At 65.8% G+C, this 18,571-nt stretch carries 16 protein-coding genes and 1 pseudogene; 6 read left to right on the top strand and 11 right to left on the bottom strand.

Annotated elements, in window-relative coordinates; all coding sequences use genetic code 11:
• Positions 1-247 precede the first annotated feature (247 nt).
• The 6 genes from HMPREF2914_RS32965 to HMPREF2914_RS13745 are packed head-to-tail and all read left to right on the top strand — an operon-like array spanning position 248 to position 6,436.
• Complete coding sequence (locus HMPREF2914_RS32965) at positions 248-451, top strand: hypothetical protein (protein ID WP_172036657.1); 204 nt, start codon at positions 248-250, stop codon at positions 449-451.
• Positions 387-1,379 (top strand): HOASN domain-containing protein, encoded by a 993-nt coding sequence (locus HMPREF2914_RS13765; RefSeq protein WP_023657108.1) that lies wholly within the window; start codon positions 387-389, stop codon positions 1,377-1,379. Before HMPREF2914_RS32965 ends, HMPREF2914_RS13765 begins: the two co-directional genes overlap by 65 nt.
• A 32-nt stretch (positions 1,380-1,411) precedes the next feature.
• A complete protein-coding gene (locus tag HMPREF2914_RS13760; RefSeq protein WP_023092602.1) occupies positions 1,412-2,398 on the top strand; it encodes an HOASN domain-containing protein in 987 nt (328 codons plus the stop codon).
• A gap of 30 nt (positions 2,399-2,428) precedes the next feature.
• Positions 2,429-3,862 (top strand): adenylosuccinate lyase, encoded by a 1,434-nt coding sequence (gene purB, locus HMPREF2914_RS13755; RefSeq protein ID WP_023092603.1) that lies wholly within the window; start codon positions 2,429-2,431, stop codon positions 3,860-3,862.
• Positions 3,862-5,313, top strand: coding sequence for a class-II fumarase/aspartase family protein (locus tag HMPREF2914_RS13750; RefSeq protein ID WP_003092055.1), 1,452 nt, complete (start codon positions 3,862-3,864; stop codon positions 5,311-5,313). Before purB ends, HMPREF2914_RS13750 begins: the two co-directional genes overlap by 1 nt.
• Positions 5,314-5,362: 49 nt before the next feature.
• Positions 5,363-6,436, top strand: a complete 1,074-nt coding sequence (locus HMPREF2914_RS13745) for a class I SAM-dependent methyltransferase (RefSeq protein WP_003092054.1) — start codon at positions 5,363-5,365, stop codon at positions 6,434-6,436.
• 199 nt (positions 6,437-6,635) lie between these two features.
• Here the strand turns inward: HMPREF2914_RS13745 and HMPREF2914_RS13740 are convergent, their stop codons facing one another.
• The 11 genes and pseudogenes from HMPREF2914_RS13740 to HMPREF2914_RS13690 all read right to left on the bottom strand — a co-directional run.
• Complete coding sequence (locus tag HMPREF2914_RS13740) at positions 6,636-6,815, bottom strand: PA3496 family putative envelope integrity protein (RefSeq protein WP_003092052.1); 180 nt, start codon at positions 6,813-6,815, stop codon at positions 6,636-6,638.
• Between the two features lie 108 nt (positions 6,816-6,923).
• Positions 6,924-7,562 carry an endonuclease III gene (gene nth, locus HMPREF2914_RS13735; RefSeq protein WP_003092050.1) on the bottom strand — a complete coding sequence of 213 codons (639 nt, stop codon included), beginning with the start codon at positions 7,560-7,562 and terminating at the stop codon, positions 6,924-6,926.
• Entirely contained in the window at positions 7,559-8,275 is a 717-nt protein-coding gene (locus HMPREF2914_RS13730; RefSeq protein WP_023092604.1) for an electron transport complex subunit E, read from the bottom strand. Before HMPREF2914_RS13730 ends, nth begins: the two co-directional genes overlap by 4 nt.
• Positions 8,268-8,912 (bottom strand): electron transport complex subunit RsxG, encoded by a 645-nt coding sequence (gene rsxG / locus HMPREF2914_RS13725; protein WP_023092605.1) that lies wholly within the window; start codon positions 8,910-8,912, stop codon positions 8,268-8,270. The genes HMPREF2914_RS13730 and rsxG overlap by 8 nt, the downstream gene beginning before the upstream one ends.
• Positions 8,912-9,946, bottom strand: coding sequence for an RnfABCDGE type electron transport complex subunit D (locus tag HMPREF2914_RS13720; protein ID WP_023081525.1), 1,035 nt, complete (start codon positions 9,944-9,946; stop codon positions 8,912-8,914). Before HMPREF2914_RS13720 ends, rsxG begins: the two co-directional genes overlap by 1 nt.
• Before the next feature lie 2 nt (positions 9,947-9,948).
• Positions 9,949-12,285 (bottom strand): electron transport complex subunit RsxC, encoded by a 2,337-nt coding sequence (rsxC, locus tag HMPREF2914_RS13715; protein ID WP_023092606.1) that lies wholly within the window; start codon positions 12,283-12,285, stop codon positions 9,949-9,951.
• On the bottom strand, positions 12,282-12,848 hold the full coding sequence (gene rsxB / locus HMPREF2914_RS13710; protein WP_003092043.1) for an electron transport complex subunit RsxB: 567 nt from the start codon (positions 12,846-12,848) through the stop codon (positions 12,282-12,284). Before rsxB ends, rsxC begins: the two co-directional genes overlap by 4 nt.
• On the bottom strand, positions 12,845-13,429 hold the full coding sequence (rsxA, locus tag HMPREF2914_RS13705) for an electron transport complex subunit RsxA (RefSeq protein WP_003110000.1): 585 nt from the start codon (positions 13,427-13,429) through the stop codon (positions 12,845-12,847). The genes rsxB and rsxA overlap by 4 nt, the downstream gene beginning before the upstream one ends.
• A 177-nt stretch (positions 13,430-13,606) precedes the next feature.
• A complete protein-coding gene (locus HMPREF2914_RS13700) occupies positions 13,607-14,305 on the bottom strand; it encodes a T6SS immunity protein Tli4 family protein (protein WP_023981165.1) in 699 nt (232 codons plus the stop codon).
• A gap of 428 nt (positions 14,306-14,733) precedes the next feature.
• Positions 14,734-18,033 (bottom strand): phospholipase D, encoded by a 3,300-nt coding sequence (pldA, locus tag HMPREF2914_RS13695; RefSeq protein WP_003092035.1) that lies wholly within the window; start codon positions 18,031-18,033, stop codon positions 14,734-14,736.
• 3 nt (positions 18,034-18,036) lie between these two features.
• A pseudogene (locus HMPREF2914_RS13690) lies at positions 18,037-18,571 on the bottom strand (type VI secretion system tip protein VgrG); the annotation flags it as partial.

The following is an 18,571-nucleotide window of genomic DNA, read 5'->3' as shown; positions in this document are numbered from 1 at the left end:
TAGGAAAATGATTTTCATTGAAGTCCGCGTTCCATATGCCATCAATGGCGCTTGGCTATTGTGGAAAGAACGCTTTGGAATTTGTAAATCAATATTTCAGTCGGCCGCGAGGTGACAGTTATGTGAACGGCAAGAGGCGCTGAAAGGAAACCCTAAAAGTTATTCTCCGCTGGATTCGCAGGCCTTTAGCTCGGGGTTTTTCGCAGCGCATCCAGTGTTATCGAAGAGCACCTTTCGGCGAACTCCGTTGTCCGCCGACAAGGCCGCTGCATTGCTTGACCTTGCCACCGTGGCAAGCTTTACGGTCGCCCCGCACAACAACAAAAACAAGGGTGATCCAAATGACTTCAAATCCGTTACAGCAATGCTGCAATTCTTCCTCCGATATGAATATCCGCCCCCAGCGGACAATGTCGGAACCTGCCCGAAATGCATCGGTTCTCCTGGCTGAAGCCTTGAAACCCGGTGCCTCCCTGGACCAGATCACGCTCGCGCTCGAGGCGATTCTCGCGGTCACGGCCAAAGGCCTGGGCGGCGATGCTTCGGCTTACGCGCAGTACCAGGCGTTGCTCCTGGAACTGCACGTAGGCAGCGATCCGCATACGGAGCCGACCCGCCGCTGGATGGCGAGCCAGGTCTACCTGGTCGAGGATCGTTTCGCTCCCGAGCCGGCCGGTTTCAGCGCCGTCCCGGTGGAGGAGTTCCGCAAGAAGGTCGACGCCGAGATCGAGGCGCGCAGCCGGGTGCGCCATCCCATGTCGGTCCACCTGTTCCAAGGCACGCCGCCGGTCGAGGACGTGCGCTTCTTCCTGGAACACCATTGGGTCCGTTCCTACAACTTCTACAGCCTCCTGGCGGAGCTGGCCTTCCGCTTCGAAAACATCGAGGACGCCTCGGTGTTCTACCGCAACCTCTACGGCGAGGCCGGGGCGGAGACGCCGGAGCGCTCGCACCCCGCGTTGCTGTCCCACCTGATGACCTACTTCGACATTCCGCTGCGCATCGATTTCCCGGCGCTGCATCCGCTGGAGAAGGCCTACCTCAACAACCGTATCCGTTGCGTGCGGCACACCGATGTCGCCTGGGGCCTTGCGCTCCTGTACGCGGTCGAGTCGGTGAGCTGCGTCAACCACCGGCGCATCTACGAACTCCTGCAGCGCCTGGGCGTGCCCGAGCAACCCAGCGAGTTCCACCGCCTGCACGGCACCCAGGACGAGATCGATACCGAGGAGATGTGGGCGCTGATCGCCAAGTTCGCGCCAAGCGAAGACTTCCAGCGCAAGTTCATGCAGTCGCTGGCGCGCCACTTCGAAATCAACCGGGCCTACTTCGACCTGCTCTGGGAGCAGATGCAGGCGAATTCCCTGGCCATGGCCTGATGCCTATCCAGAACAAGAACAAGGAGTACAGGATGAATACCCGCAATTTTTCCCTGCCGCAGTTGCAGAACCTGCCCATCGATGAAGCACGCATCGTTGCCGATGCGCTGGCCGTCCACGCTACTTCCCGCCAGATCGATAGCGCCGCGAGCAAGCTGGCCGCGCTGGCCGAGGCAGGGCTCAAGGGCGACCGCCAGGCCTATGCCGCGTACCAGCAGTTGCTCTACGTCCTTTCGTTGAGCGACGACGTGGCGACCGCCCAGACCCGGCGCTGGCTGGCCCGGGCGATCTATCGCGTCGAAGAGCGTTTCATGCCCGCCGCCGATCTTTCCAGGGCGCTGTCCGAGGAGGATTTCCAGAAGCGTCTCGAACAGGAAATCGCCGCGCAGTCCCGCGAGCGGCACCCGATGTCGCAGTACGTGTTCTCCGGCTCGGCCTCCCGCACGCAGCTCCAGGTGTTTCTCCGTCACCAGTGGTTCCGCACCTTCCGCCTGTACCGCGATGCGGCCGACCTGTTGGTCAACCTGACCGATGTGGACGAGGCCGCGGCGCTGGCGCGCTACCTCTATGGCGAGTTGGGCGAGGAAGACGAAAAGGGTTCGCATCCGCGCCTGCTGGCCAAGCTGCTCGAAGCCATCGGCCTGGAGGCGGACTTCCAGGCCGTCTCGACGATGCCCGAGGAAATCGCCTACCTGAACAATCGCGCCCGTGCCTTCCGGCATGCCGAGGTCGGTTGGGGGCTGGCGGTGTTCTACATCACCGAACTGGTCGTGCCGGGGAACCACGAAAAGCTCTATCGGGCCCTGCTCCAGGCCGGCCTGAGCGAGGACCAGGCGGAGTACTACAAGGTCCACATCAGCCTCGTACCGCCGCGGGCCAAGCGCGAATGGCAACTCATCGCGCGGCGGATTCCGGACGTGCAGTTCCAGAATGCGTTCCTGACCTCGCTATCGCAGCACTTCCGTGTGGAAAGGGCCTATTACGACGCGATCTGGGAAGAGATGCAGAGCGTCAAGTGACTTCCACCGGGACAAAGCGAGCACTCGAAAATGCCAAGTCACATTACGGAATCCCGTATACACGGGGGCGCCTACTCGTCCCCGGCATTCGCCGCGATCTTTTCCGATACCAACCAGGTGCGGAGGTGGCTGGATGTCGAGCGAGCCTTGGCGGCGACCCAGGCCGAGATGGGCATCATCCCCCACGAGGCGGCGCGGGAGATCGACCGCGCCGCCCAGGTGGAGCGCTTCGACCTCACCCAACTGGGCCGCGAAAGCCTGGAGACAGGGCACCTGCTGGTGCCTACCATCCGCGCCCTGGCGAGGTCGTGCGAGGGTAGCTGGGGGGAGTACGTGCACTATGGCGTGACCACCCAGGACATCCTCGACACCGGGCTGATGCTGCAGGTCAAGGAAGCCTGGGGCCATGCGCTCGGGCTCCTGCACTCGATCCGTGGCCATCTGCTGGCGCTTGCCCTGCGCCACCAGCACACGCCGATGGTTGCACGCACCCACGGGCAGCAGGCGCTGCCCACGACCTTCGGCTACAAGGTCGCCGTCTGGGTGGATGAAATCGACCGTCACCTGGCGCGCTTCGACGAAGCGCGCGAACGCGTCCTGGTCGGCAACCTGACCGGTGCCGTGGGAACCCTGGCGTCGTTCGGCGCCCAGGGCTTCGAGCTACAGCGGCGAACCCTGGCCAGGCTTGGCCTCGGCGCGCCGTCGACCAGTTGGCACAGCGCCCGGGACCGGGTGCTGGAGGTTGCCGGGTTGCTGGTCCAGGTGTCGGTGACGCTGGGCCGGGTGGCGAACGAGATCTACCACCTGCAGCGCAGCGAAATCGATGAGGTACGCGAGGGCAGCCGGCCGGGACAGGTGGGCAGCAGCACCATGCCGCACAAGCGGAACCCGTCGTCGGTCGACCTGGTCAGCGCGCTGTCGCGGCTGGTGCGGGCGCAGATGGTGGCGCTCACCGATGCCGCGTTCCAGTTGCACGAGCGCGACGGCACCGCCTGGCGCATCGAGTGGGCGGCGTTGCCGGAGCTGTTCGTCTACGCCGGCGCCTTGCTGACCCGCATGGAGGCGGTGCTGGCCGAGGGGCTCGAGGTGCGCGAGGAACGCATGCGCACCAACCTCGACCTGCTGGGTGGGCTGATCCTGTCGGAGCGGGTGATGCTCGCGCTGGCGGGGCAGTTCGGCAAGCAGACCGCCCACGAACTGCTCCATGAGATAACCCAGGCCTCCCAGCGGCAGGGCGTTCCGTTCCGCGAGGCGCTGCTCGGGCAGCCAAGGTTGCGCGGCTGTTTCAGCGCTGAGGCGCTCGAAGAACTGCTCGACCCCGTCGGCTACGTCGGCCTCGCCGCGGAGATGGTCGACCTGGTCGCCGGCAAACCACGAACCGGCGCGTCGGGCGACAGGCCCGAAGGCGCCGCCTCTTCCCAAGGAAATCCCGGTCAGTCCCAGTACGTGATGGAGGATAGGTGATGGATGCTGAATCGCTGGAAATGCTTGCCCGTTCCTCGTGCACCGCGCATCCGCAGAGCTTCGGCGGCGCACCGGCCGAGTCGTCCTGCAAGCACGAACACAGTCACATCGTTGACTCTAAAACCCATGGCGGCGGCTACGCCGGTCCGGTGAGCCGACGGATCTTCTGTAGCCACTGCCGCCTGCAACGCTGGCTCGACGTGGAGGCGGCGCTGGCGCTGGCGCAGGCCGATGTCGGCGTCATCCCGCCCGAGGCCGCGCTGGAGATCGCGAAGGCCGCCAGGCTTTCGGCCGTCGACCTGCAGCAGATCGCCGACGGCGTGGCCAGCACCGGGCACTCGCTGATGCCCCTGCTGGGTGCGCTGCAACGGAACTGCAGCCCCAGCGCGCGCGAGTACGTGCATTTCGGCGCGACCACGCAGGATATCCAGGACACCGCGCAGTCCCTGGAAATGCGCGATGTGCTGGATGAAACGGAGCGGGCGCTGGACATCCTCCTGGACCGGCTCTCGGTGCTGGCGAGCGGGACCCGCAATGCGCTGATGGTCGCCAGGACCCACTCGATCCCGGCGTTGCCGACCACCTTCGGGCTGAAGGTGGCCGGCTGGATCGACGAGTTGCTGCGTCACCGCGAACGCCTGGGCGAGGCGCGCAAGCGGATCCTGGTGGTGCAACTGTTCGGCGGCGTGGGCACGATGGCCGCCTTCGGCGACGAGGCCATGCTCCTGCTCGAAAGCTTCGCGCGGCGGCTGTCGCTGGACGTGCCGCTGGCGGGTTGGCACGTGTCCCGCGACCGGGTTACCGAGTTCGTCAGCACCCTGGCCATGGTCACCGCGTCCCTGGCGCGGATCGCCGACGAGATCCGCACCCTGAACCGCTGGGAGATCGGCGAGCTGGAGGTGGGCTGGACGCAGCAGCAGATCGGTAGCAGCACCATGCCCCACAAGCGCAATCCGGAAGGCTGCGAGCAGGTCGTGGTGCTGGCCCGGCTGGCCAAGGCCCAGGTCCTGCTCGCGCTGGACGCCATGATCCTCGAGCACGAGCGGGACTACCGCGGCACGCGCCTGGAATGGTGTGCGGTGGCGGACGTTTCCCACTATGCGCTGATGGCGCTGTCACTGCTGACCGACACCATCGACGGGCTCACGGTCCACGACGAGACCATGGCGCGGACGGCGAATGCATACAGCGATGCGATCTGTACCGAGGCGTTCGTCTTCGAGATGGCCAAGCAACTGGGCAAGAGCAGCGCTTACGAAATCATCTTCGAGATCACCCAGGCCTGCCAGCGCAAGCGGATTCCGATGCGCCAGGCGCTCGAGTCGGATCCGCGGGTGGGCGCCGTCATGCCGAAGGAAACCCTGGCCAGGCTGTTCGAGCCGCGGACCCACCTCGGCATGGCCGGGACCATCGTCGACAAGGTGCTGGACAAGGTCGCCAGCCACCACTGAATCACCCGCCGCCAGAGGCGGCGGTACTGCACATCAACGGAGAACAAGAATGACAAAGGCTAACGAGATCGAAACCGCGAAGGTCAAGCAGTTTTCAGCGCGGATCATGGAGGACTACGGCAATACCCTGCGCGGCGCGATGCTCTACATCGGCGACCGCCTGGGGCTGTTCAAGGCGCTCGCCCATGGCCAATGGGTGACCCTGGAAGAGCTGGCGCAGCAGACCGGCTACACCACCCGCTACCTGCGCGAATGGCTGGGCAGCATGGTCACCGGCAACTACCTGGCCTACGATCCGCAGAGCAGGAGCTATCGGTTGCCGGCCGAGTTCGTCCCGGTGCTCGCCGACGAGGACTCGCCTTATTTCGCCGGCGGGATCATCCAGTTGAGCGTGCCCTTCGTGAGCATGGCGCCGAAGATCATCGAGGCCTTCCGCTGCGGCGGCGGTTGCCCCGAGGAATCCTTCCCGCTGGAAACCTGGGAAGGCATGGAGCGCATGACCATGCCCTGGTACAAGCACTTCCTCGTGCAGCACTGGATCCCTTCGCTGGATGGCGTCAAGGAAAAGCTCCAGGCGGGTGGCAGCGTGCTCGATTTCGGCTGCGGCAGCGGGCTGGCCGCGATCATGATGGCCAAGGCGTTCCCCGAAGCCCAGGTCTATGGCTGTGACTTCCACGCGCCGTCCATCGAACGCGCGCGGGCGAACGCCGAGGCTGCGGGGGTCGGCGACCGGGTGCGCTTCGAGGTCAGCGATTCCGATGCGCTGGCGGGCAAGAAGTTCGACTTCGTCACGACCTTCGTGGTCATCCACGACGCGACCGACCCGCAGCAGATGATGAAGGACCTGCGCGAGTCGACCGCCGACGATGGGACCTACCTGATGGTGGAACTCAACCTGTCGCAGGAACTGCACGAGAACATGAACCTGTTCGGTCGCGTGATGTACCCGCAGAGCACGCTGTATTGCATGACCTGTTCGCTGTCCCACGGCGGCGAGGGCCTCGGCGCCTTCATGGGCGAGGACCGCGCGCGGCAGATGGCCGAGGCCGCCGGCTTCAGTCGCTTCCGCAAGGTGCCTTCGGAGTGGCCGCCGCTGCCGGCGCTGTTCGAACTGCGACCCTGAGGGCGTTATCCGGGACGGCCGGGACGGCAACCGTCGGATAGCGGTTGCCGTGGCCGCCGCCCGGCGCGTGCCGGCTGGGCATGGCGGTCTCGGCTCGATCGCACTGGTGTTCAGGCCCGCTTCGGCGGGCTTTTCATGGCCGCCGGAAAAACGAAGCCCCGCCAATTGCGGGGCTTGCTTGCGGTGTGGACGGCGCTGCTCACAGGTCGAAGTCGTAGTCCGACAACTGGCGCTGCAGGCGGCGTTCTTCCAGCAGGTTGTCGATGATGCGACGCTTGGTCAGGTTGGTCTTGGCCACCTCGACGCTGGTTTCCTCGCCGTCATCCTCTTCAACGCCGGCTTCGTCGTCGATCTCGAGTTCTTCTTTGGCTTTTGCCATGACATTCACTCCAACTTATGGGGTGGTAATGGCGCACCTTATAGCGACAAAGCCGTGGCTGGTAAAAAAGATTTTTTCAATCGTAAAGATAGGATTTCGAATAGTTGATCAATCGTCTGAAGTCTTGTGCTTGTATTCGCACAGGTCCTCGATCCGGCAGCTTCCGCATTGCGGCTTGCGCGCCTTGCAGACATAGCGGCCATGCAGGATCAGCCAGTGGTGGGCATCGAGCAGGTACTCGCGCGGCACGAACTTCAGCAGTTTCTTTTCCACTTCCAGAACGTTCTTTCCCGGTGCTATGCCGGTGCGGTTGGCGACGCGGAAGATATGCGTGTCCACCGCCATGGCCAGTTGCCGGAAGGCGGTATTGAGCACCACGTTGGCGGTCTTGCGGCCAACCCCGGGCAGGGCTTCGAGGTCCTCGCGGTTGTCGGGGACCTGGCCGCCGTGCTTTTCGATGAGGATGCGGCAGGTTTCGATGACGTTCTTCGCCTTGCTGTTGTAGAGGCCGATGGTCTTGATGTACTCCGACAGCCCCTCGACGCCGAGGGCGTGGATCGCCTCGGGGGTGTTGGCCACCGGATAGAGGCGGGCGGTGGCCTTGTTCACCCCGACGTCGGTGGCCTGGGCGGAGAGGATCACCGCGATGAGCAGTTCGAAGGGGGTGGTGTAGGCCAGTTCGGTCCTTGGCTCGGGGTTGTCTTCGTGCAGTCGGCGGAAGATCTCCGCGCGCTTGGCGGCATTCATTCAATCACTCCGGTGACGCGGACGCGCTGGCGCTGGGTGGCGGGTACGTCGCCCGCCTGCGCCTTGGCGCGTTCCGCCAGGCTTTCATCGATACGGTTCTTCAGGGCGATCAGCAGGCCGAGCATGATGAACGCGCCCGGCGGCAGGATCGCCAGCAGGAAGCCCTGGTACTGCGGGAACGGCTGGATCTTCCAGTCCGCCGCCGCCGGGCCGAACAGCAAGTGCATGTCGGCCAGCAGGGTACCCTGGCCGAGCAGCTCGCGCAGGCCGCCGAGGACCAGCAGGACCAGGGCGAAACCGAGGCCCATCAGCAGTCCGTCGAAGCTGGCGCGCAGCACGCCGTTCTTCGCCGCGAAGGCCTCGGCGCGGCCGAGGATCACGCAGTTGGTGGTGATCAGCGGGATGAAGATGCCGAGGACCTGGTACAGCTCGTAGGTCCAGGCCTGCATCAGCAGTTCGATGCAGGTGGTCAGCACGGCGATGATCATGACGAACGCCGGCAGCCGGATCGCCTCGCTCACCGCGCCGCGCACCAACGATACCGCGGCATTGGAGCAGGCCAGCACGAGCATGGTGGCCAGGCCCAGGCCGAGGGCGTTGACCGTCGAGTTGCTGGTGCCCAGCAGCGGGCACAGGCCGAGCAACTGGACCAGGCCCGGGTTGTTGCGCCACAGGCCGTTGCGGGCGATCTCGCGGAAATCTTGTTCACTCATGTCCGGCAGCCTCTTCGGGGGCGAGCAGGCGTTCGCGGTTGGCGTCGAAGTAGCGCAGCGCCTTGTGCACGGCGCGGACCACGGCGCGCGGGGTGACGGTGGCGCCGGCGAACTGGTCGAACGTACCGCCGTCCTTCTTCACCGCCCAGCCGGCGTCCGCCGGATCGCCCAGGCTCTTGCCGTCGAAACCGTGCACCCAGGGACTCTTGGCCAGTTCGATGCGGTCGCCGAGGCCGGGGGTTTCCTTGTGCGCGACGACCCGTACGCCGAGCAGCCGGCCCTGGGCGGTGACCCCGACCAATAGCCGGATGGCGCCGCTGTAGCCATCCGGCGCGCAGGCCTGGAGGATCACTGCGCTGGCCTGCCCGTGCAGGCGGGCGACATAGGCCGGACGCGGCGCATCCAGGCCGAGCAGCTTCGGCGCGAAGGTTGGCACCTGGCTGTCCAGCGGATGGTTGTCGTAGCTGCCCGGCGGCAGCAGTTCCAGCAGGGCGCGGCCGCGCGCCTCGCGCTGGGCTTCGGCGATGCGCGCTTCGGTGAATTGCTGCACCAGTGCTACCAGGCCCACTCCGACCAGGGCGAAGAGCCCGAGCAGGAGGGCATTGCGCAGCATCGAACGGCGAGTCGCGGCGTCCATCAGTCGCCTGCCTTGAAGCCGCGCTCGGCCTTGCGATGGCCGTAGGTGCGCGGCCGGGTGTAGTAGTCGATGGTCGGCGCCGCCAGGTTCATCAGCAGCACGGCGAACGCCACGCCATCGGGATAGCCGCCCCAGGCGCGGATGACGTAGGTGAGGACGCCGACGCCGAGGCCGAAGACCAGCCGCCCGCGATTGCTGGTGGCTCCGGACACCGGGTCGGTGACGATGAAGAAGGCGCCGAGCATGGTCGCCCCGCTGAACAGATGGAACAGTGGCGAGCCATGGGAATCGGAGCCGGAACCATTCCAGAACAGCAGGCTCATGGCGAACAGGCCGGCGAGCATGCCCAGCGGCGCGTGCCAGGTGAACAGCCGGCGCCAGAGCAGGAACAGGCCGCCGAGGAGGAACGCCAGGTTGACCCACTCGCTGCCGGCGCCGCCGAGATGGCCGAAGGCCGGGTTGCCGGCGAACAGCTCGTCGACGGTCAGGCTGCGGTCGGTCTTCAGCACGTCGAGGGCGGTGGCGTGGGCCCAGGCGTCCGGCCGGGTAGCGAGGCCGAGGAATTCGCGGAGGCTGTCGGGCAGGCCGAGGGCGCTGTCCGGCGAGGGCCAGCGGGTCATTTCCAGGGGAAACGAGACCAGCGCCACGACGTAGCCGAGCATCGCCGGGTTGAACGGGTTCTGTCCGAGGCCGCCGTACAGGTGCTTGCCGAATACCAGGGCGAAGAAGGTCGCCACCAGGGTCAGCCACCAGGGGGCGTAGGGCGGCAGGGCGACTGCCAGCAACAGGGCGGTGACCAGCGCGCTGCCGTCCTTGAGGAACACCCCCGGCGGACGTTTGCGCAGGGCCAGCATGGCGGCTTCGCAGGCCAGCGCGACGAGGCTGGCCCAGGCCAGGTTGAGCAGGGTGCCCGGGCCGTACAGCCAGGTCAGCGTCAGCAGGCCGGGGACGCAGGCGCCGAGCACCAGGCGCATGATCGCCGGGGTACGGTTGGAGCCGCGGGCGTGGGGCGAGGTGGGGCGGGGCAGGGCCATGGTCACTCCGTACCGTGTTCGGTCAGGGCGCGCTCGGCGGCGTTCAGGCGCGCGCGGGCGGCGGCGAGTGCGGCGGGGTCGGCGTTCGCCAGGCGTTCGAGCTTCTTCAGGGCGGCGCGGGCGTAGGCCAGCTCGGTCTTCAGCTCGCGGGTGCGCGGGTCGACCGGGCGCTTGTCGATCCGCACCAGCTCCGGCGCCGGCTTGCCGCAGGCGTCCTCGGCGGCATGCAGGTCGCGCTCGGCGGCTTGCAGCTCGCCGCGCAGGCGTTCCAGCTCGCTGTCCATCACCCCGGCCTGCTCGGCCTTCTTCAAGGCCGCGCGCTTGCCGACCAGGGCGATTTTCGCCCGCTTCAGCGCCGCCTGGCCGTCGTCGCGGGGCGCCGCGGGCTTCGGCGCGTGACGCTCGAGGCGGGCCAGGGTGGCTTCGCAACGCTCGACCTCGGCGCGCAGTTCGTCGAGGGTCGCCCGCTGTTCGGCGCCGGGCGCTTCGCCGAAGGCCTTTTCCGAGCGCTTGAGCTGGGCGCGGGCCATGGCGGCCTGGGCCTTGGCCTTCTTCAGTTCGGCTTCGTCGTCGAGCGCGGCAGGCGGTGCGCTGGGTAGGTCGCGCGGCAGGCTGGCTTCGGCATCGGCCAGGGCCTTGTCGGCGGCCTCGGCGGCGGCGCGCAGTTCCGCGACCAGGCCGTGCTGTTCCGGGGTGTCGTGGCTGAGCAACTGTTTCTCGGCCTTCTTCAGGGCCACCCGCGCCATGCTCGCTTCGATCTTCAGCCGTTTCAGTCGTTCGCTGCCGCTACCGGCCTGCTTGCGCGCCCTGGCCCGCTCGATCGCCGCCTGCACCGGGTCGACCGCCGTGGCGGGGGCGGCTTCCTCGCGCTCGGCCTGGGCGGCGCGCGCCCGCGCGGCCTTCTCGGCGCGTTGGGCGCGTTCTGCGGCCCGGCGTTCCTCGTCGCGGCGCAGGCGAGCCTGGCGTTGCTCGAAACGCTCGCGGGACTGTTCGGCCTTCAGCAGCTTCTGCCGCTGCTCGCGGATTTCCGCCTTGGACGCGCGGTAGTACTGCACCAGGGGAATGCCCGACGGGCAGACGTAGGCGCAGGCGCCGCATTCGATGCAATCGAACAGGTTGTGGGCGAGCAATTGCTCGTGCTCGTCGCCCAGGGCGAAGAAATGCAGTTGTTGTGGCAGCAGGCTGACGGGGCAGACCCGGGCGCAGTCGCCGCAGCGGATACAGGGCATGGCCGGCACTGGTTCCGGCAGCTCCGTGGCATCGCCGGCGAGCAGGCAGTTGCAGGTCTTGATCAGCGGCACCGAGAGATCGGGCAGGGCGAAGCCCATCATCGGCCCGCCCATCAGCACGCGTTGCAGGCGTCCCTCGGCGAGGCCGGCGAACGCCAGCAGCTCGTGTACCGGCGTACCGATCAACGCCTCGACGTTCATCGGCCGCTCCAGGGCGCCGCCGGCGAGGGTGGTGATCCGCGAGATCAGCGGCCGACCGAGGACGACGGCATCGTGCACGGCGGCCAGGGTGCCGACGTTCTGGCACAGGATGCCGATGTCCGCCGGCAGGCCGTCCGCCGGGACTTCCCTGCCGGTGAGCAACTGGATCAACTGGCGCTCGCCGCCCGAGGGATAGCGGGTCGGCAGGGCGACGATGCGATAGGGCCGTTCACCGAGGGCGGCGCCGAGGGCGGCGCCGAGGGCGGCGATGGCTTCCGGCTTGTCGTCCTCGATGCCGACCAGCACCTCTTCGGGGCGCAGGATCTGCACCAGGATATCGATGCCGCCCAGCACCTGCGTGGCGCGCTCGCGCATGAGCAGGTCGTCGGCGCTGATGTAGGGCTCGCATTCGGCGCCGTTCACCACCAGCGTATGGATCTTTTCCGCCGGGCGCGCGGCGAGCTTGGCGGCGGTGGGGAAGCCGGCGCCGCCGAGACCGCCGATGCCGGCCGCGCGGATGCGTTCGAGCAACGCCAGCGGACTTTCGGCGCGGAAGTCCGGGCAGGGATGCAGCTCGGTCCAGCGCTCCAGGCCGTCGCTGGCGATGACGATGGCCGGCGCGGGAAGACCGGAGGCATGCGGATAGGGGTGTGCGCCGATCGCCACCACGGTCCCCGAGGTCGGGGCATGCAGCGCGGCGCTGACGGTGCCGTCCGGGAGGGCGATGGTCTGGCCCTTGAGCACGGCCTGGCCGACTTCCACGCAAGGCCGCGCCGGCGCGCCCATGTGCTGGCCGAGCGGCACGATGTAGCGCTGCGCCAGCGGCGCCTGCTGGATCGGCAGGGCGGTGGAGCGCTCCTTGTTGGCCGGCAGGCAGAGGCCACCGGGGAAGGCGTGCAGGGCGCTCATGCCGCTCGCTCCCGGTCGCTGGCGATCAGTCGCGGCGACGGCTGCGGCCATTTCCAGTGGCGCACGTCGTCTGGGGTTTCGCGCATCTCGATGCAGTCCACCGGACAGGGCTCCAGGCACAGGTCGCAACCGGTGCATTCGTCGGCGATCACCGTGTGCATCAGCCGTGCGGCGCCGACGATGGCGTCCACCGGGCAGGCCTGGATGCACTTGGTGCAGCCGATGCATTCGGCCTCGCGGATGTAGGCTACCCGCGGCGGGGTTTCCTCGGCGGCGTCGAGCGGCTCGGGCTCCAGGTCGAGCAGGTCGGCGAGGGCGCGGATGGTCGCTTCGCCGCCCGGCGGGCACTTGTTGATCTTGTCGCCGGCGGCGATCGCCTCGGCGTAGGGCTTGCAGCCGGGGTAGCCACACTGGCCGCACTGGGTCTGTGGCAACAGGGCGTTGACCTGCTCGGCGACCGGGTCGCCCTGGACGCGGAAGCGCACCGCCGCATAGCCGAGCAGCGCACCGCCGGCCAGGCAGATCGGCAGCAGCGCGCCGATCGCCAGGAACACGCCGTTCATGGCCGGACCAACCCGCTGAAGCCCATGAACGCCAGCGACATCAGGCCGGCGGTGATCATGCCGATGGCCGCGCCGCGGAACGGCGCCGGCACGTCGGCGATGGCGATGCGCTCGCGCAGGGCGGCGAACAGCACCAGCACCAGGGAAAAGCCCAGCCCGGCGCCGAAGCCCTGGGTAGTGGCCTGGAGGAAGCCGTATTCAGCCTTGTTGGCGTTGAGCAGGGCGACGCCGAGGACGATGCAATTGGTGGTGATCAGCGGCAGGAAGATGCCGAGCACCCGGTACAGCAGCGGGCTGGTCTTCCTCACCAGCATCTCGGTGAACTGCACCACCACCGCGATCACCAGGATGAAGCCGATGGTGCGCAGGTACTCCAGGTCCAGCGGGCGCAGCACGTAGCGTTGCAGGATATGGCTGCACATCGCCGCCAGGGTCAGGACGAAGGTGGTGGCGAGGGACAGGCCGATGGCCGTCTCGATCTTCCGCGACACGCCCATGAACGGGCACAGGCCGAGGAACTGCACCAGGACAAAGTTGTTGACCAGGATGGCGCTGACCAGGATCAGGGCGAGTTCAGTCATACGCGAAGCATTCGTTGCAGGGCCGGGGCCGTCGGGGAAATCCCTTATTATCGGGTGGGATTGCCCTGCAAGGCTAGCGTACCTTCGCAGTTTGGCATGGCAACCCAGTCAGTCGCAGGCGCCGCCAGGACCCATGGTCCATGGCGGAGGCTCGTGCAAGTGCCCGCGATGTGGGTTTCAGCGCGCCAGCCGCTGCTCGATGCTTTGGCTCAGGGCCTTCAGGCGGGGCAGTACTTCTTCGGGGGGCGGGGTGTAGTCGGTGAGGTCGTCGGTGCCTTTCTGGAAGGTCTGCACCTGGATCGCTACCAGCGGATCGAGGGTGCCGCCTGTATGGGCCAGGCCGAACCAGGCGCGTTCCCGTTCGCCGGAGTCGGGGTGCGGGTCGAGGCGCCAGCCTTCGAAGGCGGCCAGGCGCTTGCCGATGTGGAGGCTGTCGAGCAGCGCGCTTTTTTTCCATTTCTGCCGGTCGTAGCCGGGACGGAAGTCGCTGTCGTAGAGGCCGCTGGTGGGACGGGTCTGCCAGGGATCGTTGGCCGAGGCGGTGAGCAGGCTGAAGATCACGTTGGGCGTGCGGGTGAAACGCAGGCTGTTCTTCAGTTCGTAGGCGGTCTTGCCGTCGTCGGCGATAAAGCCGTAGGGGAAGCAGATGCCCGGTTCGTTCGGCACTTCGTAAAGCTCGCGGGTGCGGAAACGGGCGATTAGGTCCTTGATGCGCTGGGCGGAGTTCTCGGTCGGCTTGGAGAAGGTGAAGTAATAGACCCGCTGGTTGCGCCAGAGCAGGACATGGAAGGGGATATTCTTGCTGCCAAGGATATGGGAGTCGGGGATGCCGAGATCGTGTTCGTAGATCTTGGCGAGAGGAATCTTGGCCTCCATTTCTGCGATTCCTTTTTTTATCCGTTCAATACTTTTCTCTTCGCTCTTGTTTTTTTGGAGCGTACTTATTGCTTTCTTATCTAGTTTTATGTTTTCTCTAAGATGGTCTTGGTATATTTCTGCTGTTCCTTTTATGTAGTTTGAGGCGTTATGGAATTCATTTTTATCAACCTTTTCGGAAACGTAAAAAATCATACTGTCGTAGTCATAGCTGCCGTTGTCACCTACGGCGGTCACCTCGGCGGTAAAGTTATGCCCCCCCCCTTTGGATATCTGCCAGACTCGTGAGGCATCATAAGTTGCCCACTCCATCTCCTCCGGTATCTCGAAGGTCATTCGACCCAGACACTCCTGGTATTTACTTGAGGGGGCTTCTGCCCAAGTTATATTCGAGCTGCTCAATAGGATAAGCCCCATCAAAACCCTTTTCATGTGCGATGCTTTCCTTGTGCCGAGCTATCTCCATTCATGGCGACCTGGGTGGGAAGCGATCTGCTGTCCTGATGTGCCAGGATGCTTAGATTCAAGCCAGAATCATTGCGCTCACCACGGGTCCAACTGGTTGGTAGAGCCGTGATGAAACCGGAAACCCCGTTGGGTGGTGGGAAGGTTTTCACCGAAGTGAGATTAGATGAGCGCCAGAAGATTTCCTGATATGGCATCGGCTCCATCAGTTGTCCGCCCGCCCTTAACTCGCCAGGTTTTCTGTATGCCCAGGTGGGCCATATGGAGGCGGGAAATCCGTCCTCAAATCCTTTAGGCGGCTCTGGAGTCAGTTGCAGTTGAGTCTGGCTGATATTTTGGGGAATAAAATTGAAAGTCCGTTCATAGGCACGAGTATTCTCCTTGGCTAATGTTTGTATAGCTTCCCAGGCCTCTTGAGCCGCCGGGATGGACAGATAAGCACTCAACTCGCTGGCCGGCTTGACGAAACCGCCTGGCCCCTGGCTCAAGCCAAAATGCTTCTTCCACAAATTCACCCGCAACTGGTGGATGGCCTTGCCGACGATGGCGTCGTTCTTGCCGTCCAGCCTGACCGTCAGCGGCTCGCTGTCGCGCACCATCACCGCCAGCTCGGAGTCGCGCTCGCCTTGCAGGCTGCGGTCGTTGATATTGGCGCTGCCGAGGATGGCCACCCGGTCGTCGGCGATCAGCAGCTTGCTGTGCACGTAGATCTGTTCGGTGACCACCCGCCCGCCGAGCACCGCCCAGGTGCGCAGGTTGAGCAGGGTCAGGTAGCGGCTCCAGTCCTGCTGTTCGTAGACCGGGCGACCGCGAGCGTCCTTGCGCTCGATGATTTCCCGGGCCTGGGCCGGGTCGGACTTGCCTTCCAGGGCCTTGAGCGCCATCTGCCGCTGAATGCGCTTGACCAGGCTCTGTTCGCCGAACACCAGGCTCTGCTGGGTCAGGTGCACCTGGTGCATGATGTTCGGCACGTTCAGCGCGCCCTCCGGGTGCACCGGCAGGACCAGGTAGACGTGGAACGGGTGCTCGCGCTGGATGGCCCGTTCGATGCGCCGCGCCAGGGCTTCGCCGATCTCGTTGAGCAGGCCGTGCTGGGCCTCGCCGAGCTTGTGGGTGAGCCAGCCCTGGGCGTTCACGCCCCACATGGCGAGCATCGACTTGAGGAACTGGCGGGCCTCGGTGCCAGGCTCCTGGGCGATCTTCTCCACTTCGGCCCAGTCCAGCAGCCAGAGGTCGCGCTGCTCCAGGGCTTCCTCCAAGCGTATCCGGACGACGAAGTCGCGTCGCAGGCTGCCAACGTCGCGCAGACTGGCCATGGGGCCTGAAAGGGGCAGATCCTTGAAAACTTCGCCTTCCTTGCCGAACTCGCTCTGGAAGAACTGGTTCTCGATATAGATGAACTGCTGCGCCCCGGAAATCGCCAGGAGCATGGCGTCCTTGCAGTTGCTCTGGACTCCTTCGGTGGAGACGCCGACCTGCAAGGGCAGGTTCACTCCCGCGCCGAGGCGGCCGGCCTGCTCCTGTTCGAGCATGCGCGCCGCGGCGCTGCGCAGTACCTGTACGGTCATGCCGCCGCGGCGCACCTCCGGCTCTTGCGGCAACTGTTCCGGCGCGTTGATCCAGCAGGGCGTGGGTGGGTCCAGTTCGAGCCGGAGGTTGCGCTTCTCGTCCAGGTAGTTCTCCAATCCCGCGGCGGCGGCCAGGCTGTTCAGCCACTTCATCACGGCTTCCAGGGCGCTGCGTACCAGCGCCGTATCCTGTAGCGCCGGCGTCTTGGCCAGGTAGGCCTGCTGGCCGTTCCAGCGGTCGATGAAGTTGCGCGCCAGGTCGTACACCGACGGCCCTTCGATGCGGCAATGCACATCCTGCCAGGGCATGCGCGGCTGGTCGGCGGCCAGCCGGGCGTTGTCCGGCGAGGCCAATGGCTGAGGCGCTTCGTCCAGGTAGCGATAGGGTTGCTGGTGGCCTCCGGCGCGAGCCTGCAACAGCCTGTGGAGTGTCCAGAACAGCGAGCCGGCCAACTCGCCGGCCTTGCCGCTCAGGTTCTGCGGGATATCTTCGAAGCCCTTGCCGCTGATCAGGGTCAGGACCTGGCCCAGTTCGGTTTCGCTCATCCACTGGTTGATCAGGAGCAGGCTCTTGATCCGCAGGGCTTCCGGCAGGTTGAGCGCGGCCGTGCGCAGTTCCTCCAGCCAGGCGCGCAGGCGGCGTTCGAGTTCAGGCTCGATGGGCAGGGCGTCGAGGTTGTCGGCGATCAGGTTGGCAATGGCGCGGATGCTGCTGGCGACCATCTGCCGCCTGAGCGCATCGAGCCGTTCGAAGCCTTCGTCCAGGCCTTCTTTCGAGCTGTTGTAGGCGCGGCCGAGCCATTGCAGGGAGGGCAGCATCGGGCTGCGGAACAGGTCGGAAAGGTAGGCGGCGCCGTTGAGGGCGCGGGCGCGGCTGGGTGCGAGGGGAATGCTCAGCAGCGGTTCGTCGCTGGCGGCGATGTGCGGGAAGGGCGACAGGCGAAGGGTGGGCGCATGCAGCGTCAGGCTGGCGAGCGGCCTGGAAAGGTCGAACAGGGTGGCCATCATCAGGCCCATGGAGCTGACGTGTTCGTCCTCCGCCATCCAGCCAAGATGCGGTAGGCCGGGATTATAGGCGTCGTTGCCCCGGCGCCCGGAGGCGTCGAGGCTGAAATCGTTGTCGTCGCGACGGCCATAGGCAAGGTCGATCCCGCCGACATAGCCGATGCGGTTGTCGATCACCACGGATTTCTGGTGGTGGGAGAAGGCGACGCCCAGTCCCTGCATGTCGCTCTGCTGGATCGCCGGCGTACAGAAGGCGCGCGCGCCGCCCTCGAGTCCGGCGTTGAGCTGGAACACCGCGAGCATGGTTTCGAAGTCATAGGTGCCGAGGCTGCCGGAAGGGCTGAGCCAGGGCATCACGTAGACCTTCAGCGCGGGCGAGCGCTCCAGCGCCTGGCGCAGGCACTGCCAGAGGCTGCGGCGGCCGTCGAGGAGGACGTCGTAGTTGACCTGCCAGCCGGTGATGAAGATGCTCGAACTGGCGCTGTCGAGGGCGCTGGCCAGGTCGCTGAAGTAGTCCCGGCCGGTGGTGAAGAAGCGGACCCGGTTACCGGCCCGCTTTTCGGAAAAGAGGTTGGACCCCTTGATGAAACAGCCCGGTGCGGAAATGGCTACGCAGGGGCTGCCATCCTGCTGGTTGATCTGGTTGAGTTCCTTTTCGTGGAGGCCGTTGTAGGGCTTCTTCTGCAACATGGATCAGTCCTTGGCCAGTAGGTGGGAATAAAGGTCGCCTTCGCAGCAACTGTCGAGCTTGCCGCGCTGGTGTTCGAGCGGGGTGGGCGCGCGCTGGCCGCCCAGGGTGTCATGGAAGTCCAGCGCGCCCAGCGCGTGGCGCGTGGCGTCCCAACCCTCACGCTCCCGATGCGGACGGATGCCCATTCGTTGCCCCGGATACACCAGCCAGACATCGCCAGGCGCACGCTCGCAGGCGTTCGATAGCTGACGCTGTTGAGTGTCGTCCAGCACCAACCGTCCCTTCTCGTCGCTCTCGCCTTCCAATACCAGGTTGTGCTCCTTACCCTGGACGATGCGCCAGGGCGTATGAATCAAGGGGAATCCTTCGTCTCCGGGAATATCCTGCAAACGGATATCGAAGCGGTATTCGCCGTTCTGCTTCGGATCGCTGGCGTGGAGACCGGCGTTGGCGGGTTGTAGCGGGCGTCCTGCGACATCGGCGTCCGCCGCCCCCGGCGTCAACGGCATCTTGATCGCGATCCCCGAGCCGCTTCCC

Source organism: Pseudomonas sp. HMSC067G02, from assembly GCF_001813485.1.
Classification (GTDB): domain Bacteria; phylum Pseudomonadota; class Gammaproteobacteria; order Pseudomonadales; family Pseudomonadaceae; genus Pseudomonas; species Pseudomonas aeruginosa.
This window is presented reverse-complemented; position numbering and strand designations above follow the sequence as displayed.